At 60.5% G+C, this 26,375-nt stretch carries 12 protein-coding genes; 3 read left to right on the top strand and 9 right to left on the bottom strand.

Features of this window, described 5'->3' with window-relative positions:
- Positions 1-10: 10 nt before the first annotated feature.
- Both MKZ87_RS01275 and MKZ87_RS01280 read left to right on the top strand, forming a co-directional pair.
- A complete protein-coding gene (locus MKZ87_RS01275; RefSeq protein ID WP_266200093.1) occupies positions 11-11,569 on the top strand; it encodes a filamentous hemagglutinin N-terminal domain-containing protein in 11,559 nt (3,852 codons plus the stop codon).
- Complete coding sequence (locus tag MKZ87_RS01280) at positions 11,550-11,819, top strand: hypothetical protein (protein ID WP_085698325.1); 270 nt, start codon at positions 11,550-11,552, stop codon at positions 11,817-11,819. Before MKZ87_RS01275 ends, MKZ87_RS01280 begins: the two co-directional genes overlap by 20 nt.
- A gap of 180 nt (positions 11,820-11,999) precedes the next feature.
- Here the strand turns inward: MKZ87_RS01280 and MKZ87_RS01285 are convergent, their stop codons facing one another.
- From MKZ87_RS01285 to MKZ87_RS01315, 7 genes are all read right to left on the bottom strand, one after another.
- Complete coding sequence (locus tag MKZ87_RS01285) at positions 12,000-13,640, bottom strand: BatD family protein (protein ID WP_266200094.1); 1,641 nt, start codon at positions 13,638-13,640, stop codon at positions 12,000-12,002.
- On the bottom strand, positions 13,637-15,373 hold the full coding sequence (locus MKZ87_RS01290; RefSeq protein WP_266200095.1) for a vWA domain-containing protein: 1,737 nt from the start codon (positions 15,371-15,373) through the stop codon (positions 13,637-13,639). Before MKZ87_RS01290 ends, MKZ87_RS01285 begins: the two co-directional genes overlap by 4 nt.
- Positions 15,370-16,449 (bottom strand): vWA domain-containing protein, encoded by a 1,080-nt coding sequence (locus tag MKZ87_RS01295; protein WP_085698328.1) that lies wholly within the window; start codon positions 16,447-16,449, stop codon positions 15,370-15,372. The genes MKZ87_RS01290 and MKZ87_RS01295 overlap by 4 nt, the downstream gene beginning before the upstream one ends.
- On the bottom strand, positions 16,442-16,939 hold the full coding sequence (locus tag MKZ87_RS01300) for a DUF4381 domain-containing protein (RefSeq protein ID WP_085698329.1): 498 nt from the start codon (positions 16,937-16,939) through the stop codon (positions 16,442-16,444). Before MKZ87_RS01300 ends, MKZ87_RS01295 begins: the two co-directional genes overlap by 8 nt.
- Positions 16,936-17,880, bottom strand: a complete 945-nt coding sequence (locus tag MKZ87_RS01305; protein WP_085698330.1) for a DUF58 domain-containing protein — start codon at positions 17,878-17,880, stop codon at positions 16,936-16,938. Before MKZ87_RS01305 ends, MKZ87_RS01300 begins: the two co-directional genes overlap by 4 nt.
- Before the next feature lie 5 nt (positions 17,881-17,885).
- Positions 17,886-18,845, bottom strand: a complete 960-nt coding sequence (locus MKZ87_RS01310; protein WP_007913915.1) for an AAA family ATPase — start codon at positions 18,843-18,845, stop codon at positions 17,886-17,888.
- Positions 18,846-19,125: 280 nt separating this feature from the next.
- Complete coding sequence (locus MKZ87_RS01315; RefSeq protein WP_266200096.1) at positions 19,126-19,479, bottom strand: hypothetical protein; 354 nt, start codon at positions 19,477-19,479, stop codon at positions 19,126-19,128.
- A 517-nt stretch (positions 19,480-19,996) separates the two neighbouring features.
- On the opposite strand from MKZ87_RS01315, the gene MKZ87_RS01320 reads away from it, so the two are divergent.
- A complete protein-coding gene (locus MKZ87_RS01320) occupies positions 19,997-24,883 on the top strand; it encodes an NAD-glutamate dehydrogenase (RefSeq protein WP_266200097.1) in 4,887 nt (1,628 codons plus the stop codon).
- Positions 24,884-24,999: 116 nt separating this feature from the next.
- On the opposite strand, the gene MKZ87_RS01325 is transcribed toward MKZ87_RS01320, so the two are convergent.
- Together MKZ87_RS01325 and MKZ87_RS01330 are read right to left on the bottom strand one after the other, a co-directional pair.
- Positions 25,000-25,713 carry an ATPase gene (locus MKZ87_RS01325; RefSeq protein WP_266200098.1) on the bottom strand — a complete coding sequence of 238 codons (714 nt, stop codon included), beginning with the start codon at positions 25,711-25,713 and terminating at the stop codon, positions 25,000-25,002.
- 241 nt (positions 25,714-25,954) lie between these two features.
- Positions 25,955-26,356: a cupin domain-containing protein gene (locus MKZ87_RS01330; RefSeq protein WP_234205509.1), complete on the bottom strand. Its 402-nt coding sequence runs from the start codon at positions 26,354-26,356 to the stop codon at positions 25,955-25,957.
- Positions 26,357-26,375 lie beyond the last annotated feature (19 nt).

Consider the following 26,375-nt stretch of genomic DNA (forward strand, 5'->3'; position numbering starts at 1 on the left):
AGACTTCAACATGGACGTTCGCCAGTACGCCTTCCTCGCTCGCCTGCCATCTGCGGCCGTAGAACGCCGCGATACCTTTCTGGGCATGCCCAAGCGCGGGATCGCTTTTCTGCTGGCCAACGTCATGTTCTGGCAACCGATGTGGGCCCAGGCCGACGGCATTGTGGTGGCCAACCCCGGCACCACCCTTGATCGCGCCGGCAACGGCGTGCAGATCATCAACATCGCCACGCCCAACGGCAGCGGGCTGTCGCACAACCAGTTCCATGAGTACAACGTCAGCGCGCAGGGCGTCATCCTCAACAACGGCGCCAACCAGGCTTCGTCCACTCAACTGGGCGGCTACATCATTGACAACCCGCACCTGAAAAACAGTGGTTCGGCACAGGCGATCCTCAACGAAGTCATCGGCGGCAGCCCGAGCCAGTTGCGCGGTTACACCGAAGTGGCGGGGCAGTCGGCACGGGTGATCGTCGCCAACCCGTACGGCATCAGTTGCAACGGTTGCGGTTTCATCAACACGCCCCGCGTCACCCTCACCACCGGCAAACCGGTGCTGGATGGCAGCGGTCGGCTGGACCGTTTCCAGGTCGATCAGGGCAGCGTCGCCATTGAGGGCGCCGGGCTCAACGCAACCAACGTCGACCGCTTCGAAATCATCACCCGCAGCGCGAAGATCAACGCCGAGATCCAGGCGAAAAACCTGACCATCGTTGCCGGGCGCAACGACGTCAACGCTGAAACCCTGAACGCCACCGCCCGCGCCGACGACGGCAGCGCCAAGCCGCAACTGGCCATCGACTCCTCGGCGCTGGGCGGGATGTACGCCGGTGCGATCAAACTGGTCGGCACCGAAGCCGGGGTCGGGGTGAAGCTGGACGGCAAACTGATCGCCAGCGGCGGTGACATCCAGCTCGATGCCAACGGCCAGTTGAGACTGGCCGAGACCTCCGCTACTGGCGCGGTCAACGTCAAGGCCGCGAGCCTGGAAACCCGAGCGGCGGTCTACGCCGGCACCTCGCTGAACGTACAGACCCAGGGCGACCTGACCAACCGGCAGACGCTTGCGGCGCGGGATAGCATCAGCCTCAGTGCGGGCGGTCAGCTCACAAACGCCGGGACTATTGAAGCCGGGGTCAACGCTGACGGCGGTCGTAATGCCAATGGCGATCTGAGCCTGAGTGCGCAAAACATCGACAACCGTGGCAAGAGCCTGGTGGCGAGCCGCAATCTGGCGGTGAATGCCGCGCAGGTGCTGAGTAACCAGGGCGGCACGCTGAGTGCTGCGCAGATCGCAAGCATCGTTGCAGGGACACTGGACAACCAGAATGACGGGCGTGTGCTGAGCAAAGGCGCGCTGAACGTGACCGCCAATCAAGTGCACAACAGCCAAGGCTTGATCGACGCAAAGGGCAGCCTGACGGCCACGATCGGTCAGTTGAACAACAGCAACGGTCAGATTTCGAGTTCCGGTATCACTCGACTCAGCGGGACGTCCGTCAACAACCTCGGAGGCCAGATTCTGGGCGATCTGGGGCTCAACATTGATCTCAGCGCGGCGCTGGACAATCGCGACGGCATGCTCGGTTCCGGCGTTGCTCTCGACCTCAAGGCCGGCAGTCTCGATAACCGTGACGCCGGGGTCGTGGTCAGCGATGGCGGTCTTGTAGTGCGGGTCAGTGGTCTGCTCGACAACCGCAACAAGGGCGAAATCACTGCCAGAGGCGCCATCGATGTGCGGGCCGATCATCTCGACAATCGTGACGGCAAGGTCATCGGCAAAGGCACACTGGCCTTGCGAAGTGATTCGGCAGACAACCGTGGCGGCGCGCTGCAAGGCGACGGACAACTGACGCTGAATGTTGATCGACTGGATAACCGCGACAACGGTCTGATCATCGGCAAGGCCGGCGTTACCTACGCGGGCACGCGACTGGACAACAGCAATGGCCTGGTCAGCGCTGTTGGCGCTGTCGGTATCAAGGCCGGCGAGGTGCAGAACGCCAAAGGGCGGATCTCCAGCCAGGGCGACTTGACCGCGACCATCGGTCTGCTGCAACAGCAGGGCGGCGCACTGGTCGCACAGGGCAATCTGAGCCTGACCGGCACCACACTCGACAACCGTAACGGCGGGCTGATCGGCACCAAAAAAGCGCTGACTCTCGCGGTCGATGACATCGATAACCGAGCGGGCGAGCTATCTGGCAACCTGTTGCTCAACATCAAGGGCCAGCGTCTGGACAACAGCGACGGAGGCAAGATTCTCGCGGCCAGCGATCTGGAGCTTGCTGTTACCCGATTGATCAACCAGAACAAAGGCATGATCGTCGCCAGTGGTGCGACGAAACTGACCGGCAGCACGCTGGATAACACCGGTGGCTCGTTCGATAGCTTTAAAGGCCTGGTCATCACACTGGACGATGCACTGCTCAACGGCCAGGGGCTCATCAGCAGCGAAGGCACGTTGACCCTCAATGCCGGCCGTGTCGATAACAATGCCGGCAACCTGACCAGCGCCGGTGCCCTGGCGTTGACCAGCCTTGGCGCGCTGCTCAATCAGGGTGGCTCCATCAGCACCGACAGCACTCTGAAACTCAAGAGCGCCAGTCTCGACAATAGTCAGAAAGGCCTGATCTCCGGCAAGGACAACAGCCGGATCGACAGCGGCGATGTCGACAATAGCCAGGGCGGGCGCCTGATCAGTGGTGGAACGCTGGACTTCACGGCGGGACAGGTCAACAACGCTGCAGGCCGCATCGCCAGTCAGCAAGCCATGACCATGTCGGTCACCGGCCTCGATCAGCAGGGCGGTGAACTGTTCAGCAAGACCAGCCTGAGTCTTGATTTGAACAACGGCCAGTTGAACAACCAGAACGGTTTGATCAATGCGCCCGGCGAATTGCTGCTCAAGCAACTCAGTGGCGTGAACAACCAGGGCGGTGAAATCTCCAGCCAGCAAGCTTTCGCACTGACCGCCCATGACCTGGACAACAGCAACGGTAAACTGCTGAGTCAGCAAGGCTTGACCGTACGCATTGCGCAGGCGCTGAACAACACCAAAGGCGTTATTTCCGGTACATCACTGGACAGTCACAGCGCCAGCCTCGACAACAATGAAGGCTTGATCAGCAGCCGTGGCCCGCTGACGCTGACGACCGACAACACCCTGGATAACCAGCTTGGTACGGTGATTGCCGACGGCAAACTCGAACTGACGGCGCAGACGCTGGACAACCGTGGCGGCAGCATCGCCGGCAAGTCGGATGCCACCGTGCAGGCGAAAAAGCTCGATAACCAGGACGGCCAGTTGATCGCCACCGGCGTCCTCAAACTCGATGCCGACCTGCTCGACAACCGTCAGGGCGGACTGCTCGGCTCGACCAGAACCATGACTCTTAACGTTTGGGATCTGGATAACCGCGGCGGTGAAATCAGCACCAATAGCGATCTGCAGGTGACCGGCAAAAAACTCGACAACAGTGACGCCGGCAAAATCTTCACCGGCCAGTCGTTGACGCTCACTGTCGAGCAATTGATCAACCGCAACAAGGGGCTGATCAATGCCAGCACCTCGTTCGATCTGCACGGCAAATCGCTGGACAACAGTGGTGGTGAACTGCTGAGCCAGCAGGCCATGGGGCTGACGCTGGGCGGTGCATTCGACAACAGCCAGGGCAAGGTCAGTAGCGAAAGCGCCCTGACGGTCAATACCTCGCAACTGACCAACATGAAAGGCAGCCTTTCCAGCGCGGCGGACCTGACAATCGAGAGTCGCGGCAGCGTTGATAACCAGGGCGGTGCGGTGGTCACCGATGGGGCGCTGGTGCTCGACAGCACCCGCCTCGACAACCGCCAGGCAGGCATACTCAGCGCCAAGGGCGCGGCCAGCGTCACCACTGGCGACTACGACAACAGCACCGGCAAGCTCAGCAGCGCCGATACCCTGAACCTCGTCGCGGGGAAGGTCACCAACCGCGATGGCGGGCAGATTGGCAGCCAGGGCGCTTTGATGGCGTCGGTCACGGGGCTAGAGCAACAGGGCGGCAAGCTGTTCAGCAACACTCGCCTGAGCCTGGACATGAACAATGGCCAGCTTAATAACCAGAATGGTTTGATCAATGCCCCCGGTACGCTGCTGCTCAAGCAGCTCAATGGCGTGAATAACCAGGGCGGAGAAATTTCCAGCGGTGAAGCCTTTACCGTGGCGGCGCAAAATCTGGACAACGGCAATGGCAAATTGCTGAGCACTCAGAGCCTGACGCTGCGAATCGCCCAGGCTCTGGACAACGTCAAAGGCATGATCGGTGCAGCATCGATCGATGCCCGGGCCGGCAGTCTTAACAACAGTGGCGGCAGCCTGATCAGCCATGCCGACCTTGACCTGACCGCAGATGGATTGCTGCGCAATGATAGCGACGGCCTTGTGAGTGCGGCGCAAGCGCTGCGCATTCGCAGTACCGACCTGAACAATCAGGGCGGTGTATTGCAGGGTGTCAGTGCCGTCACGCTCAACGCGATGGCGCTGAACAATCGCGAGAAAGGTTTGATTAGCAGTGAGGGCAACCTGTCGCTCACCGCGACATCGCTGGACTCCAGCAACAGCGGTGAAGTCTCCGCCGGCGGTGACATCGACCTGACCTTGACCTCCCTGACCCAGAACGGCGGGCGTCTGCTGGGCGACAAAGCTGTCACCGTGGATCTTGCCAATGGCGACCTCGACAACACCAATGGTTTATTGACGGCCAAGGGGCCGTTGACCCTCAAGCGCTTGCGCGACCTGAACAACCAGAGCGGTGAAATCTCCAGCAGCCTGGGGTTCGACGTCATTGCCCGGGCGTTGAACAACAATGCCGGCAAGATCATCAGCGGCGAGAAACTGAAGCTCAGCGGTACGACCCTGACCAACCAGAACGGCTTGCTCTCGGGCTGGCAGCAGTTGAGCGTCAGTGGCGACAGTCTGGACAACCGCGCCAACGGCACGCTCTCAAGCCGCAACGGCGATGTGTCGGTCGATTTCAAGGGCGCTCTGCTCAACAGCGGTAACGGCGCTCTGGTTTCGCAAGGCAATCTGACCGTCAATGCCGCCAGCCTCGACAACAGCGACAAAGGCATCCTCAGCAGTGCGGCAGGGCAGACCCTCACGCTCAAAGGCGCACTCAACAACAATCAGGGCGGCCTGATCGACAGTGGCGCCGCACTGGACATCACCAGCACTGCACTGACCAACGCAGGCGGTTCTATCAACGCGCTCCAGGCGCTCACTGCCAACGCTTCGAGCCTGGATAACAACGGGGGCAAACTCGCGGCCAACGGCGCGATCACCCTGAACCTGGCGGGGCAACTGAACAACAACGCCGGCAAACTGGCGGGCACCGGTCCGGTCGTGATCAAAGGCGTCAGCGATCTGAGCAACCGCAACGGCCAGCTCGCCAGTCAAGGCTCGCTGCAACTGCTGACCGGCTCGCTGGACAACGGTAGCAAAGGCACCATTGCGGCCAAGGATGACTTGCAGATTACCGCCAGCGCCGCCGTGCGTAACGATGCCGACGGCTTGATCTACAGCCAGACCGGCAGCCTGCAACTCAAGGCGGCAAGCCTGGCCAACGGCAAAGGTTCGATCCAGAGCCAGACCGGCCTGACACTCGACGTTACTGGCGATCTCGATAACCAGAGCGGAAAAATCATCGCTCAGGAAGGCGACGTGACGATCGGCGCAGCCAGCATCGATAACCGCGGCGGAATTCTGGCCAGCATCAAGGGCGCGCTTGAGGCGCGTACCGTCGGTGTCCTGCGCAATGGCTTCGACCTGAACAACAATCGCCAGGTCGGCGTCATTCAGGCTCAGGGCCTGAAGCTTTCGGCACTGGCCGGTCTGGACAACAACGGTGGGCGCATCTCGGCGCAAGGCTCCGATGCGAATATCACCACCGCTGCATTCGATAACCGCAACGGCGTGATCTACGCCAAAGGGGTGGCTGGCGTAAGCGGCTCGAGCCTGGACAACGTCGCCGGGCAGATCGCCGCCGAGCGCATCGACTTTGGCTTGAGTGGTGCGCTGAGCAACAGCGCGGGTGTCATTGAAAGCAACACCCGACTGACCGTCAAAGCGGCCAGCGTCAATAACCAGAATGGCCGACTGCGTTCGCTGGGCACCTCTGGCAAGACCGAGTTCCAGATCGGTGGCCTGCTGGACAACCGCAATGGCGTGCTGGAAACCGCGAACACCGACATGACCCTGGCCGTCGGCAGCTTCCTCAACGGTGGCGGGCAGCTCAACCACGTCGGCCGTGGCCGATTCGATCTCTCCACGGCCAACGTGATCGGCGCCGGCGGCAGCATTACCACCGGTGGCCTGCTGGACCTGACGGCCGACACCTGGAACAACTCCAGCGTGATTCAGGCCGGGCGATTGAACGTGAATGTCCGCCAGTTCAGCCAGAGCGCCAGCGGCAAGCTGCTGGCCTCCGATCTTCTGCAGATACGTGGGGGCAACTGGACCAACGACGGTCTGCTCGCCAGTGATGGCCTGATCGACATGCAACTGACCGGTGCCTATGGCGGCAATGGGCGGATGTCGAGTCAGCGTGGTCTGAACCTGAGTGCAGCGCAAGTCAACATCGGTAGTGCCGGCAGCATCGCCGCTGACGGATCGTCGACGATCAGTACCGGTGGATCGCTCGTCAACTCGGGCCGCATCACCTCCAGTGAAGATCTGACCGTGAACGCCGGCAGTGTCGCCAACTACGGCACGTTGGGTGCGGCGCAGAACCTGAACATCAACACCCCTTCATTGCTCAATGACCGCGGGCTGATCTTCAGCGGCAAGGACATGACGCTGAATGTCGGCAACCTGACCAACCAGCACGGTGATTTCTACGGATTAGGGAACGTGACCATCAATGGTTACGGCGGTGCCGCGCGGGCGGCGGGTGTCTACAACATCTCCGGCTCAATGGAGAGCGGTAGTGGGTTCACTATCAACGCCGATGTTTTCGAGAACCGTACGGAAGGTCCGGTGATGTCGGGTGACCGCAAATTGGTGTCGGGTTATATCGCCAATATTTGCAATGACTGCCAGGGTGACAATTACGTCTTCACGCTGATGGCCAAAGAGTTTTATCAAAGTACGGACGCTGATCGCAGCCCCTCGGCAGTGCTTAATGTCGGCAAGGATTTTGTTTTCCAGGGAGGTACGTTTCTCAATAGTAAAAGCACCGTCGCTGCTGGCGGCAATATCAATATCACCGCAGACAGTCTCAAAAACATCGGGGCGAAAAGCGGCACCATCGAACGCACAAGTACTTACGTACTCAGCATGACCGACGGTGGTACCAAGCGGTTCTTTGACAGTGTCGTGTTGCCTTACAACCAGCGCAATAACCCTGATTTTCCATTTGTTTATTACATCGGAGCGGGAGGCAGCATACGTAAGGCCATTCCCAAGTCCACGCGTATGAGAGAAGGGGGGCGCGACGGCGAGTGGTTTGAAGTTGTAACACTCAAGGACAGCGAAACTGGCGCGGTCGTCAGTAAGCTGCGTGGATGGGGCAACGCGATACCAGACGTGAACTACGGCTTTGAAACCACAACCCCCTCCCTGTATGACCCGAACAACCTGGTCGAACTTCCTGGCCAGTTGACCCAGTACAAACCGGAGTCTGTCACTGAGGTCGCCGTTGACAGCACCGGTGCCGCCAGCACCAACACGGGTCGCAATGCCGTCATCCAGGCGGGTGGCAACGTCTCGATCATTGCCGCCCAGAATCTGGAAAACAGCGTTATCCATCAGGACTACGGTTCGACGGGAGGTACCAACAAGGTCGGTAACACCAACGTCGGCAATTCCGGCACAGCCGTCATCAGGATCAACAGCCAGCTGCCTCCGGAACTGGCGCAACAGCAAGTCAACCCGCTGACCTTGCCCGGCTTTTCTCTGCCAACCGGCGACAAGGGCCTGTTCCGTCTGAGTACTCAAGGCGCCAGTAATCTTTCCCCGGTCGTCGCTACAGGTCCGTCGCCCACCTGGACAATGACCGGCGAGTCGGTCAAGGCCGAGCAGCATCTGGTCGCAGGCACCAGCGGCGGTCCGCGCAATTTGCTGGTCGATGCTCCTGCACCGGTCTCTGACAGCACGCGCGCAGTCGATACCTTTCGGCGCGACCCTACCGTGGTCAAAGCGGTCGCCAGCACGCTCGATGTGAACGTTCCGGTGAATCCGGCCGGTCCCGGCAGGGGCGGACGTGGCAATGACGCCCGGGAGTCGATCGACAGTCGCCCGGTCACCCGCGTGACGGGCCTGCCAGACACCAAGGCCCCGGCGAACGGCCACAAATACCTGATCGAAACCAACCCGGCGCTGACCGATCTCAAGTCCTTCATGAGTTCGGACTACCTGCTCGGCAAACTCGGTTATGACCCGGACCAGAGCGCCAAGCGCCTGGGTGACGGCCTCTTTGAACAGCGTCTGGTACAGCAAGCCGTGACCGCGCGTACCGGCCAGGCCTTCATCGATGGCCGCAGCAACAACGAGGACATGTTCCGCTACCTGATGGACAACGCCATCGCCAGCAAGGACGCCCTCAACCTGTCGATCGGCGTGGGTCTCACGGCCGAACAAGTGGCGGCGCTGACCCACGACATCGTCTGGCTCGAAGAGCACGAAGTGAACGGCGAAAAAGTGCTGGTGCCGGTGCTGTACCTGGCCCAGGCCAACGGCCGCCTCGGCCCGACCGGTGCGCTGATTGCCGGTAACGATGTGACGCTGATTGCCGGCGGCAATCTGGATAACGTCGGGACGTTGAAGGCGACGAATAATCTGTCGGCGACGGCGGGCAAGGACATCGTCAACAGCGGCCTGATCGAGGCGGGTAACCGTCTGGATCTGCTGGCGACCAACGACATCGTCAACAATTCCGGCGGCATCATCACCGGGCGCGATGTGAACCTGACCACGCTCAAAGGCGATGTGGTCAACGAGCGGACAATCACTTCCTCCGACAACAGCACCCGGTTTGGCACCCAGCATCATGACTACGCCGACAACGCGGCAAGGATCGAAGCGGCCAATGACCTGACCGTCAAAGCGGCCAAAGACATCAACATCGCCGGTGGCGTGATGAAAAGCGGCCAGGACATGGTCGTGAATGCCGGGCGTGACATCAACGTCTCATCCGCTCAGGTCACCAACAGCGTTTACCAAGACGCCAGGCACAACAGCAGTGACATCACCCAGCTGGGTGCGGAAATCGACGCTGGTCGTGACTTCAAGGCTGACGCCAAGCGCGATATCAACGTCATCGCAAGCCAGATCGATGCAAAACGTGACGTTGCGATCAAGGCAACCGGAGACGTGGTCATCACGTCTGGGGCGGATGAAACCCACTCCCTGTCCAAGAGCAAGAAACTCACCGTTCAGGAGGACCATGTCAGCCAGGTCATGTCCGGCATTTCGGCAGGCGGCGACGTCAGACTGGATGCGGGTAAAGACCTCAGTGTGATTTCCAGCCGTATCACTGCCGGCGACGAGGCCTATCTGGTTGCGGGTGAGAACCTCGATATTCTTGCTGCGCAGGATTCCGATTACTCGCTCTACGACAAGAAGAAAAAGGGCAGTTTCGGCAAGCTCAAGTTGAAGCGCGATGAGGTGACCGACATCAAGCATGTCGGCTCTGAAATCAAGGCGGGCGGTGATTTGACGCTGTCCAGCAAGGGCGATCAGCTTTATCAGGTTGCCAAACTGGAAAGCGGAAACAACATCACGCTGGACAGTGGTGGCGCGATCACGTTTGAAGGGGTCAAGGACTTTCATGACGAAAGCCATACCAAGACCAATAACAGCGCAGCATGGGTATCTTCCAAAGGTCGAGGCAATACCGACGAGACCCTGCGTCAGACCCAGATGATTGCCAAGGGCAACGTGGTGATCAAAGCCGTTGATGGGCTGAAGATCGATATCAAGGACGTTAACCAGGAGTCCGTCAGCCAGACCATCGACGCTATGGTCAAGGCAGATCCGCAGTTGGCCTGGCTGAAAGATGCCGAGTCTCGTGGAGACGTCGATTGGCGACGCGTCAAGGAAATCCACGAGTCGTTCAAGTATGAAAACTCTGGTGTGGGCCCGGCAGCACAAATAGCCATCGCGATCATGATGTCGTTTGTCATGGGGCCCGGAGGATTGGCATTGACCAGTGGTGGCTTCGGCGGCGCAATTGCCACCTCTTTGGCCACCACTGCTGTGACCAGCACCATCAGCAACAAGGGCAACCTGGGAGCTGCTTTAAAGGACACCTTCAGCGCCGACAGCCTCAAGAGCGCGGCCATCGCCGGGTTTACCGCAGGCGTGCTGAACTATGCGGACTCAAACTGGTTTGCGGGTGGAACCAGCAAAACTGCAAACGTCCTGACGAGCAGCAACTTTACCGACGTCGCTATCCGGACGACTGGCCGGGCGATCATCACCAGTGGGATTTCGACCGCCATTGGCGGCGGCAGCTTTGGTGACAACTTTGGCGCGGCACTGGTGGGGCAGGCGGGTAGCGTCGCCATGGCAACCGGGTTCAATTGGGTTGGTGACACCATCAAGTTTCCAGAGGGCAGTCTTGAAAAGACTGTCGCGCATGCGCTGATGGGAGGCTTACTGTCACAGGCCATGGGCGGAGATTTTGCCACCGGAGCGGCGGCTGCCGGCCTGAACGAAGCGGCGATGAACGTTCTGGCTGACTTCGTCGGCACTAACAAAGATATGCATCAAATGCTTTCTCAACTTACCGGGATGATAGGGGCAGCAGCGGTAGGTGATGACCTGCAACTGGGTGCAGGCATTGCCGGGAATGCTACGACCTACAATCATGATTTTCACATGCCTCCGGGGTTGACGGAGTATGCCAACGCATCAACGACCTTGACGGAGTACATGCAAAGCATAGGGGCATCAGCAGAGGACATTGCCCAAGTACAACGAGCACTCGGTGAAGGGCAAGGTTTTGAGGGTGTGCAGCCTGCCACCGAGTTCGTCAAAGCGTGGGGCCAGTTCATGGCTGGCGAGCTCTCCTTTTTAGGGCTGGCTGCCGTAATAGGTCGGGTAAGCTCGGGGTTTGCGAAAAGCGTCATTGGGGTGGAAAAAATTGAGCCACCCATCCCGAAAATCGATGTTACCAATGCGTTTGATAGATTGCCTACCGTCAATGGGATTACTACGTGGAAATACGGCAATCCTGATGGAATAGCGGGATTGATTGTCCGAGTGAATGACGAAGGAGTTCTGGCGTTTGAAATTCGCGCGGCGAAGGACCATCCTTATTTCGAGGCTTCGGGTACGGATATGTTCGCTAGCGCGATGCGGCGAATCGGCAGTGAAGGTGTCCAGGTCAATAAAATCCGTGGCTCTTGGGAGAAGGATGCTGGCAGTGTGAATACTGCTCAATATCGTCAGAATATCGCCAATGGGATGTCACCAGAAAATGCTGCTTTGAACACGTGGACCGGAAAAATATCCCAAAAGTACGGCTTCACGAAGGTCGAGAAAATTGAAGATGACGGATACACCACTTATGTCACTTTCGGAAAATAGGCGTCTATTTGCAAAAATATTGGATGGAGAGTTGCCGAGCACAGTGTTTAATATGATGCTGGAAACTGTTCATGATCTGGATAAGTATGTTTTGGCAGAAGCTTTTTTGGAGGAGTATGATCGTTTGGATGATAAGGTTATTTCTGTGATTTGGCATTGGAAAAGTGTCAAGTCGATGAGAGGTACTTCTGATCAGCAACTTGATGAGACGCTTTTAAGGAAGATGAGAGAGGCAGGTTATAAGGTGTGAAAAATTGAAAGAAAAAAAGGGGACAGATTTATTTGATTAAATAGATCTGTCCCCTTTTGGGATTGTCCCCTTTTGGGATTAAGGCGAGCAAGTGCGGACGAAGTTCAACTATTGATGGCCAAACCCATGAGAGGTGATCGTCAGTTGTCGTGAGTAATCAGACGCTGACGATTACTTGAACTACTTCGGATAAAGCGGCGGCAACCCACTATCCCCAACCGGATCCTGCACCCGCTCCGCCGTCGGAATCGTCCTAATCGCCCGCCACAAATCCTCTCCCTGCCAATGCTGCCCGGTCTCGCTGTACAGCGCGCCGTTCAGCCCATCAAGCGCATCCGACAGCGGCACAAATCGCGCCGCCATGTCCGCCAGTGTTTCCGGCTGCTGACGGGCCCAGGCGTCGAGGGCCTGGCGGGTGGCGTGGGGGTCGTTGGCCTGGCTGGCGCGTTTGATGTCGTCGAGCAGGGTGCGGGGGCTCGGGCCGGTTTGTGCGGCGCGCAGGATTGCCGGTTGCCAGCGGGCACGCCACCAGAGGCCGAAGCCGAGCAGGGTGGTGCAGGCGAAAACGAACGTGCTGAGCTTCCACCACCACAAGGCTTCGCTGTCGGCGGCGCTGAGCGGTTGGGCGTTGCCCGCCGGGGTGTCGACTTGCAGGCTCGGGTTGTTCGCCACCTGCAGGGTGCGCGCCGGCAGGCTGGTGTGTTCCAGGTGATCTTCGAAGGTGTTCCACCAGACCACGTCTACTGTTGGCAACTCGATCGAGCCGCTGCGGCTCGGCACCAGCGCTTCACGTTCTTCGCGGCTGCCGATCAGGCCGCGGTCGCTGCTCTGGTTGTTCAGCACCGGTTGATCCGGGTAGCGGCGCAGGCCGTTGGCTTCGGTGGCGGGCAGGGCGGGCAGTTGCGAGCTGGCCAGGCCTTCGACCTTGAGGGTCAGGCTGCGGGTCAGGGAGTCGCCGACCTGGGTGTGCTCCGGCTCCGGGTTCCAGCTTTCGCTCAGGCTCAGGCTGCGGGCCGGCAGCCACGGCGCATCGCTGGGGTAGGTCATCGGTTTGGGTTTGACCGTCAGCGAAGTCGCGGCGGAGCTGATGTGCATCAGTTTGCCCGGCTTCGGCCCCTGCGTCGTGGCGTCCTGCGAGGGCTGGGTATCGACCAGTGTGGCGCTGAACGTTTGCGGGGCGATGCTCAGCAATCCACTGTGCTGCGGATAGATCGCATAGCGCATCTCGATCACGCCGTGGCGCACACCGTTGATGTCTTTTTCGTAGGTGCGCATGTCGCCCAGTTGCTCGATGCGCGCGTCGGCGATCTGCAATGGCGTCAGGCTGCTGTCGTCGTACAGCGACACCGAATGGTAGATGCGCAACGTGAGGATGGCCTGGGCCTGCACGTAGACACTGGTCTGGTCGAGGCTGGCCTCGATGAACACCGGTTCGCGGGCATTGTTTTCTTCGCGGGTGTCGCTCTCGATCACTTGCACGGTGATCGGCTGGCTCTCGACGTCGCCCAGTTTCAGCGGCGGGATTTCAACGCTGCCGTTCTCCTTGGGCAGCAACGTGATGATCCAGCGCGTGGTGGCGCGGTTGTCACCGTTGAGCGTGTTCAATTGGTTGACCTGACGCGTGCCGCGCACTTCGAACAGCGGCTCCAGCGGGCTCAGGTCCGGTTTGCCGAACTGCGTGACATCGTTGGATTCGAGGGTGAGTTCCACCGTCTCGCCGGAGTTCAGGCGACTGCGATCCACACTGGCCGTCAGCTCGGCCGCCTGGGCGGTGGCCGTGCAAATCAGCAGGGGCAGCAAGAGAGCGGTGAAACGGGTCATCGAATGTTTTCCTGATCCTGATGTTGTTGCTGTTCGTACCAGAATTTGCGTCGCAGCAGTTCGCCCGGGTCATCCGGGATCTTGCCCAGCCATTGTTCCAGCGCCTGCTGTTGTTCGCCTTCGAGGTTGTCCTCATTGGGGCGCAGCAGCGGCGGTGTGTTCTGTTCCTCGCCCGGTTCGCTGTCCGGCAACTCGTTGGCGCCCGGTAGCGGCGGGGTAGTCGGCGGCGGCTCGCTGGCGGACTCGCCGGTTTGCGGCTCGCTGTGGGTTTCGCTCTTGACCGCTGGCGGCAGAGCGGTCGGTGGCGGTGGTTCGTCGCCCGGTAGGTTTGGCTGCGCCGGTTTGTCTTGCGGTTCGGCCGGCGGCGGGGCGTTTTTCTGTTTCAGCAGGTTTTCCACCAGCGCCTTGTTGGTCAGCGCCGGACGCAGATCCGGCTGACGTTCCAGAGCCTGTTCATAGGCGTCCAGCGCCGCTTCCAGCTCGCCGCTTTTGGCCAGTGCGTTGCCACGATTGTAGTGGGCGTGGGCGTCATTGCCCTCGGCGAAACGCTGAGCGGCGCCACTGTAGTCGCCGGCTTCGTACAACGCCACCCCTTGCCATTGCGGATCTTCGAAATGCTTCGCTGCCTCGGCCGGACGCTTCTGTTTGAGCAGATGCAGGCCTTGCTGATCGGGACGCAGCCACAGGTCTTCGAAGTCGAAGGCGTAGCTCGGTTGCGGCAATGCCAGCAGCAACGGCAGGCAGAACAGCCAGCCACGCCGCCCGGCGCACGCGGCGAGGAACAGCAGTGGCAACAGCAGCCAGTAACCCTGATCGGCCCAGGTGTCGAGACGCACGGTCTGGCCATCGCTGCGCAGGCTGCGCGGGCCGTCGAGCAGGCCGAGGTCGCCCAGATCGAATTCATCCAGGCGTGCGCTGCGGTACTCGCCGCCGACCGCGTTGAGGAACGCGCCAAGGCCAGGGCTGTCGAGTTGCGGTACGCGGATCGCGCCCTGAGCGTCCTTGAGGAAACTGCCGTCCTCCTGAGCAATCGGCGCGCCCTCGGCGGTGCCGACACCGAGCATCAACAACTGCGCCGATTGGCCGCTCAGCGCATGACGAATGCCTTGGCGTTCTTCTTCGGAAAGCGAAGAACCAATCAGCAGAATCCGCCCCTGACCCAACGCACCCTGCTTGAGCAGCGCCAATGCCTTGCTCACCGCCAGATCGGCGCGGTGGCCGCTTTCCGGCATCAGCGAAGGCTTGAGCGCGTCGAGCAGATTGCGACTGGTCGCCAGGTCATCCGACAACGGCACCAGCGTATGGGCGCTGCCGGCGTAAACGACGATGGCGGTCTGCGCATCGCTGCGCACCTGCAACAGGTCGAACAGCTTGCGCCGGGCCTGTTCCAGTCGCGTTGGCGGCGAGTCGGTGGCGAGCATTTCCGGGGTCAGTTCCAGCACCACCACCAACGGGTCGGCGGGTTTCTGGCTGGTCTGTTCGACCCGTTCCCAGCTTGGCCCGAGCAACGCCAGAATCGTCAGCAGCCAGGCCATGCTCAGGGCGACCCACGGCAACTTGCTGTCGCGACCGCTGCCGCCACTGAGCAGCGTGGCGTGGAAGGCCGGCGGCAGAATCATTTGCCAACGACCGGCGCGTTTCTGCCGGTGCCAGAGCTGCCAGATCAGCCAGCCGAGCACCGGCAGCAGCAACAGCCACCAGGGGCGGAACCAGTGCGGCCACAGGGCGATCATCGGCGCCTCCGCAAACGCAGGCGTTTGAGGCGGTCGCGCCAGTCAGGCAAGGGGCTTTGCAGATACAACTCCTTGGTGAAAAAACGCTGCAGCAGGTTGTCGGGCCACAGTACGCGGGCAACCAGCAGAATGCTCAACAGCAGCGCGAATGCCAGTGGCCACTGATACAACGCCTGTGTGGGGCGGGCCTGGGTCGGCTGCTGGGTCACGGGCTCGAGCTGGTCGAGGGTGTCTTTGATCGCTTGCAGTTCCTTGCCATCGCGGGCGCGGAAATAGCGGCCGCCAGTAACGTCGGCGATGGCCTTGAGCGCCGGTTCGTCGAGATCAAGGGTCGGATTGGTGCCGAGCAGTGCCGTGGCGCCGCTTTCTTCAGGGTCGGCGCCGATGCCGATCGGGTAGATTTTCACGCCTTCGCTGGCGGCCAGTTTAGCGGCGGTCAGCGGGTCGATTTCGCCGCCATTGTTCGCGCCGTCGGTGACCAGAATCAGCACCCGGCTCTGGGCCGGACGCATGCGCAGGCGCTTGAGGGCCAGACCGATGGCGTCGCCAATCGCGGTGTTCTTGCCGGCAATGCCGATCCGTGCTTCATCAAGCCAGACCCGAACGGTGCGCCGGTCAAATGTCAGCGGCGCTTGCAGGTAGGCTTGGCTGCCGAACAGGATCAGACCGACCCGGTCGCCGTCGCGGCTTTCCAGAAAATCACCGAGCAAATGCTGAACCAGCGACAGGCGACTGACGTCTTCGTCGTTCCATTGCATGTCCGGGAAATCCATCGAGCCGGACACGTCCACTGCCACCAGCAGATCACGACCGCTGGCGGCAATCGGCAGCGGTTCGCCGAGCCATTGCGGGCGGGCGGCGGCGATCAGCAGAAACAACCACAGCAACATGAACGGTGCCTGCTGGCGCCACGCTGGCAGATTGGCCCGGGCGCGACGGCGAGCGAGGCCTTCCAGGTCGCCCAGGAAACTCACTTTGAGCGCCGGCTCGCCGCTGTCGGCCACCGGCAGCACGAGGCGCATCAGCCACGGCAGCGGCAACAGCAAAAATATCCACGGCCAGGCGAACTCAAACATGTTTGCGAATCCAGGTCTCGACCGCCTGGGTAAGGCCGGCGATGGCTTTGTCGTCGAGTTTGCACTCGGGTTTGTAGGCGCCTTCGACGAGCACCATCCAGCGGGTCAGGCCGGCGGCAGGGCAACGGTTGTCGAGAAACGCCAGCCATTTACGGCCGTTGAGGGTGTGGCTCTGGCTATAGGGATAGTGGTTGCGGCACAGGCGCTTGAGCAGGCCGTTGAGTTGCTGCAGCCAGGCCCCGGCCGGGGCGCCGTCGTAGGGTTTGGGCATCTGCGCCAGTTCGGCGAGTGCGGCGATGCGCACCGGGTCGAGCGGCAGCTCGGCGCGCACGATCGGTTTTTTCTTGATCGGAATGAAACGCCGCAGACGCCAGACCGCAAACCCGATCACCGGCACCAGCAAAAGCAGCAGCCACCAGCCCGGCGCCGGCGGCCAGAAGGCAATCGGTGGCGGGGAGATCAGCGGTTGCAGTTGTTCGAGGCCGTTCATCGACCTTTCCCCGGACGTTGCGGGTTAAGGAATTCGCGCATCTGTTCGACCATTTCGCTCTGGGTGCTCAATGGCATCAACAGCACGCGCAGCTTCTGCGCGAGCAATTCCCAACGGGCGATGCGTGCTTCGGCCTGGGCGCGGTAGGTCTGGCGCAGGTCGAAATTCAGAGTGTCGAGTTCCAGCTGCGCGCCGCGCTCGGCGAATCTCAGCAGCCCGGCAGCGGGCAGGGCGTGATCCAGCGGATCGGACAGCGGCAGCATCAGCAGGTCGCAATGGCGCGACAACAGGCTCAATTGCTGCTCGGCGCTGTCGGACAGTGCGCGCTCGTCGCAGATCACGATCACCAGACTGCCCGGTCGCAGCACTTCGCGGGCCCGGCGCAACGCCACGCCGAACGCATCGCGATCCGGCTCCCGCTCGCTGTGCAGCGACTGATTGACCTTCACCAGCCGGTTGAGCAGCTGCAACAGGCTCTGCTTGCTGCGGCGCGGTTTGATTTCGTAATGCTCGTTGTCGCCGAACACCAGCCCGCCAACCCGATCGTTGTGACCCAGCGCCGCCCAGCCGATCAGCGCCGCCGCCTGCGCCGCGAGCACCGACTTGAACATCAGACCGGAGCCAAAGAACAGCCGCGTGCTTTGCTCGACCATGATGAAAATCGGCCGTTCGCGTTCTTCATGAAACAGCTTGGTGTGTGGCTCCTGAGTCCGTGCGGTCACGCGCCAGTCGATGGTGCGCACGTCGTCACCGGCCTGATAGACCCGCACCTGATCGAAGTCGACACCACGACCACGGAATTTCGAGTGATGCAGGCCGATCAGCGGGCTGCGCTGGCTCGGCGTGGAAAACAGCTGCACTTCGCGCACGCGGTGACGCATCTCGATCAGCTCGGCGAGGCTGATGCGGATGCCCGGTTCGGAAGGCAGGGTGGCGTTCATCGGTGTCAAGCGACGGCTACGACGTCGAGAATCCGTTGCACCACCCGATCCTGGTCGATGCCTGCGGCTTCGGCCTCGAACGACAGAATGATGCGGTGACGCAATACGTCGAACAGCACGGCCTGGATGTCTTCCGGGCTGACGAAGTCGCGTCCGGCCAGCCAGGCATGGGCGCGAGCGCAGCGGTCGAGGGCGATGGAGCCGCGCGGGCTGGCGCCGTAGGCGATCCACTCGGCCATTTCCGGATCGAATTTGGCCGGGTTGCGCGTGGCCATGACCAGTTGCACTAGGTATTCCTCCACGGCGTCCGCCATGTACAGACCGAGAATTTCCTTGCGCGCGGCGAAGATCGCCTGCTGGCTGACCCGGCGCTCGGGCTTGGTTTCACCGTTCAGGGCTTCGCCCCGGGCCTGTTGCAGAATCCGGCGTTCGACGGCAGCGTCCGGGAAACCGATTTTCACGTGCATCAGGAACCGGTCGAGCTGGGCTTCGGGCAGCGGATAGGTGCCTTCCTGCTCGATCGGGTTCTGCGTGGCCATCACCAGAAACAGGGGCGACAGCTCGTAAGTGCTGCGCCCGACGCTGACCTGGCGTTCGGCCATGGCTTCGAGCAGCGCCGATTGCACCTTGGCCGGGGCTCGGTTGATTTCGTCCGCCAGCACCAGGTTGTGGAAGATCGGGCCTTGCTGGAACACAAAGCTGCCGGTTTCCGGGCGGTAGATTTCGGTGCCGGTGATGTCGGCGGGCAGCAGGTCGGGGGTGAACTGAATCCGATGGAACTGGGCTTCGATGCCCTCGGCAAGCTCTTTGATCGCTTTGGTCTTGGCCAGACCCGGAGCGCCCTCGACCAGCATGTGGCCGTCGGCGAGCAGGGCGATGAGCAAGCGCTCGATGAGTTTTTCCTGGCCGAGAATCTGCGTTGAAAGAAAGGTTCGCAGCGCCAGTAGCGCTTCACGATGTTCCATCGATGACTGTTCCTGGAAAGGGTGGCCACAGGCGTTCGGATAACGCCGGGGCTGGGGGCGTTACTTTAATCCATCGCAGGGGGTGGCGACTAACGGCATTTTGCGCAAAGTGCGGGAAATGACCGGGTCAATTGTTGGAAATTTGTAGGGCGGGGGATGTGCGGTGTTGTCGAGGGCCCTTTCGCGGGCAAGCCCGCTCCCACAATGGACCATATTCTCCTGGCAGAGCGCGGTCACTGTGGGAGCGAGCTTGCTCGCGAAGGGGCCAGTGCAGACACCCTCAAATCTGGCTGATAAAGGTGCCAGTACCCTCAAGAATGTTCTTCAGGGTTTCCTCGACTTCAGCCAAGTCCACCATGTCCGGGTTGAAGGTGATTTCAAGCACATCATCGCCATTCAACGCATCGGCATCCGCGGCCGCGATTTCGATCTTCAACTGGGTCTTGCTCAGGGTGGCCTTGACCCCGTCGAGGGTCGACGGCTCGCCATCCAGCGTGATCTCCAGTTCTTCCTCGTCCGGGTAGCGGCTCATCAGGAACATTTCGCCCTTATCGCTGTGGCAGCAGAGCATGGCCATGTTGTCTTCTTCGTCGTCGCACGGGTTGACGATCAAAAGGGCGGTGGTCATTTGCATGGGGGAATTCCTGTCTCGGCGGGCTTGTCGGTCGCAATTGGGCGCGATTCTGCCAGCCCTCGGGAATTTCTGCATGTGAGAGTGTCAGAGGATGTGTCGTGAACGCGACACAGGTCAATGGTCATTCCGGGCACGCCTGTACCGTAAAAACGGGCATTCAGACCGGCGCTCTGCCCCATGAATGCTAGTGTTTACCGATGCGCAGGCCTTGGTTTACGTGCCAATGACCGAATATGTCGCAGCACCGCAAGCAGACACATTGTCGCACCCATTAAGCTGCGCAACGGATGAGCACCCGTAAAGGCATTGCCATGGCCCCGCGAGCGGCGCCAGGCAGTCGTTTTTGCAGATGCTCATTCATGGAAGGTGAATGTGACCTGAGTGTCTCGTCCAGCTTCACCCACCTGTCACCCTGTTTCCTCTGCCCGAGATTCAGGAACAGGGCGACGGAACGCCCCGAAAGGGGTTTTGTACGCGACGCTTTCCATCAATAACAAGCCCAAGCGGAGTACCACAGATGGCGTTCTTCACCGCAGCCAGCAAAGCCGACTTCCAGCACCAACTGCAAGCGGCACTGGCGCAGCACATCAGTGAACAGGCACTGCCACAAGTGGCGCTGTTCGCTGAACAATTCTTCGGCATCATTTCCCTGGACGAGCTGACCCAACGTCGCCTCTCCGACCTCGCTGGCTGTACTCTTTCTGCGTGGCGCCTGCTTGAGCGCTTCGATCACGCGCAACCGCAAGTGCGCGTCTACAACCCCGATTACGAACGTCACGGCTGGCAGTCGACCCATACCGCGGTCGAAGTGCTGCACCATGACTTGCCGTTCCTGGTGGACTCGGTGCGTACCGAGCTGAACCGTCGCGGCTACAGCATCCACACCCTGCAGACCACCGTGCTGAGCGTGCGTCGCAACGACAAGGGCGAATTGCTGGAAATCCTGCCAAAAGGCACCACCGGCGAAGGCGTGCTGCACGAGTCGCTGATGTACCTGGAAATCGACCGCTGCGCCAATGCGGCCGAATTGAATGTGCTGTCCAAGGAGCTGGAACAGGTCCTGGGTGAAGTCCGCGTCGCGGTCGCCGATTTCGAGCCGATGAAGGCCAAGGTGCAGGAAATCCTCACCAAGCTCGATAACAGCGCATTCGCCGTCGATGCCGACGAAAAGAACGAAATCAAAAGCTTTCTGGAATGGCTGGTGGGCAACCACTTCACCTTCCTCGGCTACGAAGAATTCACTGTTGTCGATCAGGCCGATGGCGGCCACATCGAATACGACCAGAACTCCTTCCTCGGCCTGACCAAGATGCTGCGCACCGGTCTGACCAACGAAGACCGCCACATCGAAGACTACGCCGTTGCCTACCTGCGTGAACCGACGCTGCTGTCGTTCGCCAAAGCCGCGCATCCGAGCCGCGTACACCGTCCGGCCTACCCGGACTACGTGTCGATCCGTGAAATCGACGCCAACGGCAAAGTCATCAAGGAACACCGCTTCATGGGCCTGTACACCTCGTCGGTGTATGGCGAAAGCGTGCGTGTCATCCCGTTCATCCGCCGCAAGGTCGAAGAGATCGAGCGTCGCTCCGGCTTCCAGGCCAAGGCTCACCTGGGCAAGGAACTGGCACAGGTTCTGGAAGTGCTGCCGCGTGACGACCTGTTCCAGACCCCGGTCGACGAACTGTTCAGCACCGTGATGTCGATCGTGCAGATTCAGGAGCGCAACAAGATCCGCGTGTTCCTGCGCAAAGACCCGTACGGCCGTTTCTGCTACTGCCTGGCCTACGTGCCGCGCGACATCTACTCCACCGAAGTCCGCCAGAAGATCCAGCAAGTGCTGATGGAGCGTCTGAAAGCCTCCGACTGCGAATTCTGGACGTTCTTCTCCGAGTCCGTGCTGGCCCGCGTGCAACTGATCTTGCGCGTCGACCCGAGAAACCGCATCGACATCGACCCGCTGCAACTGGAAAACGAAGTGATCCAGGCCTGCCGCAGCTGGCAGGACGACTACGCCGCCCTGACCGTCGAAACCTTCGGCGAAGCCAACGGCACCAACGTGCTGGCCGATTTCCCGAAAGGCTTCCCGGCTGGCTACCGCGAGCGTTTCGCTGCGCACTCGGCCGTGGTCGACATGCAGCACCTGCTGAACCTGAGCGAGAAAAAGCCACTGGCGATGAGCTTCTACCAGCCGCTGGCCTCCGGCCCACGTGAGCTGCACTGCAAGCTGTATCACGCCGATACTCCGCTGGCACTGTCCGACGTGCTGCCGATTCTGGAAAACCTCGGCCTGCGCGTGCTCGGTGAATTCCCGTATCGCCTGCGCCACAACAACGGCCGCGAGTTCTGGATCCACGACTTCGCGTTCACCGCTGCCGAAGGTCTGGACCTGGACATCCAGCAACTCAACGACACCCTGCAGGACGCCTTCGTCCACATCGTCCGTGGCGATGCCGAGAACGATGCGTTCAACCGTCTGGTGCTGACCGCCGGCCTGCCATGGCGCGACGTTGCGCTGCTGCGTGCCTACGCCCGCTACCTGAAGCAGATCCGCCTGGGCTTCGACCTCGGCTACATCGCCAGCACCCTGAACAACCACACCGACATCGCTCGCGAACTGACCCGGTTGTTCAAGACCCGTTTCTATCTGGCCCGCAAGCTGGGCAGCGATGATCTGGACGACAAGCAACAGCGTCTGGAACAGGCCATCCTGACCGCGCTGGACGACGTTCAAGTCCTCAACGAAGACCGCATCCTGCGTCGTTACCTTGACCTGATCAAAGCGACCCTGCGCACCAACTTCTACCAGACCGACGCCAACGGCCAGAACAAGTCGTACTTCAGCTTCAAGTTCAACCCGCACTTGATCCCTGAACTGCCGAAACCGGTTCCGAAGTTCGAAATCTTCGTTTACTCGCCACGCGTCGAAGGCGTGCACCTGCGTTTCGGCAACGTTGCTCGCGGCGGCTTGCGCTGGTCCGACCGTGAAGAAGACTTCCGTACCGAAGTCCTCGGCCTGGTAAAAGCCCAGCAAGTGAAGAACTCGGTCATCGTGCCGGTGGGCGCGAAGGGCGGCTTCCTGCCGCGTCGCCTGCCACTGGGCGGCAGCCGTGACGAGATCGCGGCCGAGGGCATCGCCTGCTACCGCATTTTCATCTCGGGCCTGTTGGACATCACCGACAACCTGAAGGACGGCAAACTGGTACCGCCAGTCAACGTCGTGCGTCATGACGACGATGACCCGTACCTGGTGGTCGCGGCGGACAAGGGCACTGCAACTTTCTCCGACATCGCCAACGGCATCGCCATCGACTACGGCTTCTGGCTGGGTGACGCGTTCGCGTCCGGTGGTTCGGCCGGTTACGACCACAAGAAAATGGGCATCACCGCCAAGGGCGCGTGGGTTGGCGTTCAGCGTCACTTCCGCGAACGCGGCATCAATGTCCAGGAAGACAGCATCACTGTGGTCGGCGTGGGTGACATGGCCGGCGACGTATTCGGTAACGGCCTGTTGATGTCCGACAAGTTGCAACTGGTTGCTGCGTTCAACCACATGCACATCTTCATCGACCCGAACCCGAACCCGGCCACCAGCTTCGTCGAGCGCAAGCGCATGTTCGACCTGCCGCGTTCGGCCTGGTCCGACTACGACACCAGCATCATGTCCGAAGGCGGCGGCATCTTCTCGCGCAGCGCGAAGAGCATCGCCATCTCGCCACAGATGAAAGAGCGCTTCGACATCCAGGCCGACAAGCTGACCCCGACCGAGCTGCTGAACGCCTTGCTCAAGGCGCCGGTGGATCTGCTGTGGAACGGCGGTATCGGTACTTACGTGAAAGCCAGCACCGAAAGCCACGCCGATGTCGGCGACAAGGCCAACGATGCGCTGCGCGTGAACGGCAACGAACTGCGCTGCAAAGTGGTGGGCGAGGGCGGTAACCTCGGCATGACCCAACTGGGTCGTGTGGAGTTCGGTCTCAATGGCGGCGGTTCCAACACCGACTTCATCGACAACGCCGGTGGCGTGGACTGCTCCGACCATGAAGTCAACATCAAGATCCTGCTGAACGAAGTGGTTCAGGCCGGCGACATGACCGACAAGCAACGCAACCAGTTGCTGGCGAGCATGACCGACGAAGTCGGTGGTCTGGTGCTGGGCAACAACTACAAGCAGACTCAGGCCCTGTCCCTGGCGGCCCGTCGTGCCTACGCACGCATCGCCGAGTACAAACGTCTGATGGGCGACCTGGAAGCCCGTGGCAAGCTGGATCGCGCCATCGAGTTCCTGCCGACCGAAGAGCAACTGGCCGAACGCGTTGCCGAAGGCCAAGGTCTGACCCGCCCTGAACTGTCGGTACTGATCTCGTACAGCAAAATCGACCTCAAGGAGCAGCTGCTGGGCTCCCTGGTGCCGGACGACGACTACCTGACCCGCGACATGGAAACGGCGTTCCCGCCGACCCTGGTCAGCAAGTTCTCCGAAGCCATGCGTCGTCACCGCCTGAAGCGCGAGATCGTCAGCACCCAGATCGCCAACGATCTGGTCAACCACATGGGCATCACCTTCGTTCAGCGACTCAAAGAGTCCACCGGCATGACCCCGGCGAACGTGGCGGGCGCTTACGTGATCGTGCGCGACATCTTCCACCTCCCGCACTGGTTCCGTCAGATCGAAGCGCTGGACTATCAGGTCTCCGCTGACGTGCAACTGGAGCTGATGGACGAGCTGATGCGCCTGGGCCGCCGCGCTACGCGCTGGTTCCTGCGTGCCCGCCGCAACGAGCAGAACGCTGCCCGTGACGTCGCGCATTTCGGTCCGCACCTGAAAGAGCTGGGCCTGAAGCTGGACGAGCTGCTGAGCGGCGAAATCCGTGAGAACTGGCAAGAGCGTTATCAGGCTTACGTGGCTGCCGGTGTTCCGGAGCTGCTGGCGCGTATGGTGGCGGGGACTACCCACCTCTACACGCTGCTGCCGATCATCGAAGCGGCCGACGTGACCGGTCAGGATCCAGCCGAAGTGGCGAAGGCGTACTTCGCCGTGGGCAGCGCGCTGGACATCACCTGGTACATTTCGCAGATCAGCGCCTTGCCCGTTGAAAACAACTGGCAAGCCCTGGCCCGCGAAGCGTTCCGCGACGACGTCGACTGGCAGCAACGCGCGATCACCATCGCCGTTCTGCAAGCCGGCGGCGGTGATTCGGACGTGGAAACCCGTCTGGCACTGTGGATGAAGCAGAACGACGCCATGATCGAACGCTGGCGCGCCATGCTGGTGGAAATCCGTGCCGCCAGCGGCACCGATTACGCCATGTACGCGGTGGCCAACCGTGAGCTGAACGACGTGGCGCTGAGCGGTCAGGCGGTCGTGCCTGCTGCGGCGACTGCGGAGCTTGAGCTTGCTTGAGTAACTGTTGAATGAAAAAGCCCCGGCATCGAGAGATGCCGGGGCTTTTTCATGGCGGCTGGATTTGTGTTGTTTGATCCGGCCTCATCGCTGGCAAGTCGATTAGGCCCTGTTTTTCACTGCAAGTTATGTGTTTGTTTGTTATCAAGCATCGACACTTTATCTGCCGGTCTGGTCAGCAAATTACTGAGCGACTGGTCAAACTTCTGCAACGCCCGAACCTGAACTTCCTGTTGCTGATTAATATCCGCAACAATCTCCTCCGAACGCTTGAAGTCCGCCCAGATCGGCGTTAACTCTCTCGCCTCGGAGCCTTTCGCCGTCCCGATATAGTTGAACTTGCCGTCATAGAAATCCGCACTCACATCGGCCTTGATGTCCGAACTGCGTGAAGTAATCAACTGGCTGTGAGTATCGACGATCGCTACCACATCCGGATTCGCCGCACGCAGGCTCTGCATGTCCGGGTACACCGTGACCGAGCCGAACTGGCGTTGCAGCGAGGCTTTCACCCAATCCACCGCCATGTCCGGTTTTGACGTGGCGACGTAGGCGTCATGAATCGGCTGCACCAGCAGACTCTGGCCAAAACCGGTGCCGGCGTTGGCCTGGTAGTCGCGCAGGTATTCGCGGTTGGTCTGGGTGCTCGGGCTGTAGACGACGCCCAGCGAGACACCGGGGCCGCTTTTGACCTGGGTGGCGCTGCTGCGACCCACCGGTTGGGTGAACAGGGTATCGAGGGAGGAAACCGCTTTCGGGGCGGTAGGAACAGAACAGGCTGACAACGCTAAAACCGATATCGCCAAGGTACTGGCAAAGGCAAGTTTCATGGTGAGTCTCCCGTGAAGCAACTTCAGTCGGAAAGTCAGAGATGTCGGGGTTGATTAAATGCAACCGGCGACAGTTGCCTCAGACTACTCCCGCCAAACTGAAAACAACCTGACAATTTGCTGAATGACTGTCATGCAATAGTTTCATTGGCTGTAAGCGTTCTTGATTAATTGCCGCGGGTAATAAAAAAGGCGCAAATCAATCATTTGCGCCTTTTATTTATGGCTGCTTGAACAACCATCAGTTTTTCAATGGGATCAGCACTTGCTCGTCTGGCGACAACACCATGAACACCAGCAACTTGGCAGGTTTGGTTTTGCTGGCGTTTTTCGACACCAGATGTTCGGAACCGGCCGGCTCGTACCAGTACTGGCCCTTCTTGTAGGTGATCGGTTGTTCGCCCTTGACCTGAGAAGTCACTTCGCCTTCGAGCACATAGGCCATCGCCGTGCCGTCGTGTTTGTGGGCGATGGAGGACTGGCCGGGTTTGTAATCGACTTCGATCATCATGGCTTTTTTGCCGGGGACGTTTTTCAGCATTTGGTCCTGGAGGACCGAGATTTTCTCGGAGGCGTCGTGGGCCATGGCGGCGGCAGAAACAGACAGGGCGAGAGCGGCGGCGAAAATGTGCAGGAGTTTCATGGCGGGTCACCAGTGAAGT

Origin of the sequence: Pseudomonas sp. MCal1, from assembly GCF_026341415.1 — a bacterium.
Taxonomy (GTDB): Bacteria; Pseudomonadota; Gammaproteobacteria; order Pseudomonadales; family Pseudomonadaceae; genus Aquipseudomonas.

Excerpts from the sequence above, each read along its gene's own strand:
- MKZ87_RS01275 (WP_266200093.1), top strand. The coding sequence starts at position 11 with ATGGACGTTCGCCAGTACGCCTTCCTCGCTCGCCTGCCATCTGCGGCC.
- MKZ87_RS01280 (WP_085698325.1), top strand. The coding sequence starts at position 11,550 with ATGTCACTTTCGGAAAATAGGCGTCTATTTGCAAAAATATTGGATGGA.
- MKZ87_RS01285 (WP_266200094.1), bottom strand. The coding sequence starts at position 13,640 with ATGACCCGTTTCACCGCTCTCTTGCTGCCCCTGCTGATTTGCACGGCC.
- MKZ87_RS01290 (WP_266200095.1), bottom strand. The coding sequence starts at position 15,373 with ATGATCGCCCTGTGGCCGCACTGGTTCCGCCCCTGGTGGCTGTTGCTG.
- MKZ87_RS01295 (WP_085698328.1), bottom strand. The coding sequence starts at position 16,449 with ATGTTTGAGTTCGCCTGGCCGTGGATATTTTTGCTGTTGCCGCTGCCG.
- MKZ87_RS01300 (WP_085698329.1), bottom strand. The coding sequence starts at position 16,939 with ATGAACGGCCTCGAACAACTGCAACCGCTGATCTCCCCGCCACCGATT.
- MKZ87_RS01305 (WP_085698330.1), bottom strand. The coding sequence starts at position 17,880 with ATGAACGCCACCCTGCCTTCCGAACCGGGCATCCGCATCAGCCTCGCC.
- MKZ87_RS01310 (WP_007913915.1), bottom strand. The coding sequence starts at position 18,845 with ATGGAACATCGTGAAGCGCTACTGGCGCTGCGAACCTTTCTTTCAACG.
- MKZ87_RS01315 (WP_266200096.1), bottom strand. The coding sequence starts at position 19,479 with ATGCAAATGACCACCGCCCTTTTGATCGTCAACCCGTGCGACGACGAA.
- MKZ87_RS01320 (WP_266200097.1), top strand. The coding sequence starts at position 19,997 with ATGGCGTTCTTCACCGCAGCCAGCAAAGCCGACTTCCAGCACCAACTG.
- MKZ87_RS01325 (WP_266200098.1), bottom strand. The coding sequence starts at position 25,713 with ATGAAACTTGCCTTTGCCAGTACCTTGGCGATATCGGTTTTAGCGTTG.
- MKZ87_RS01330 (WP_234205509.1), bottom strand. The coding sequence starts at position 26,356 with ATGAAACTCCTGCACATTTTCGCCGCCGCTCTCGCCCTGTCTGTTTCT.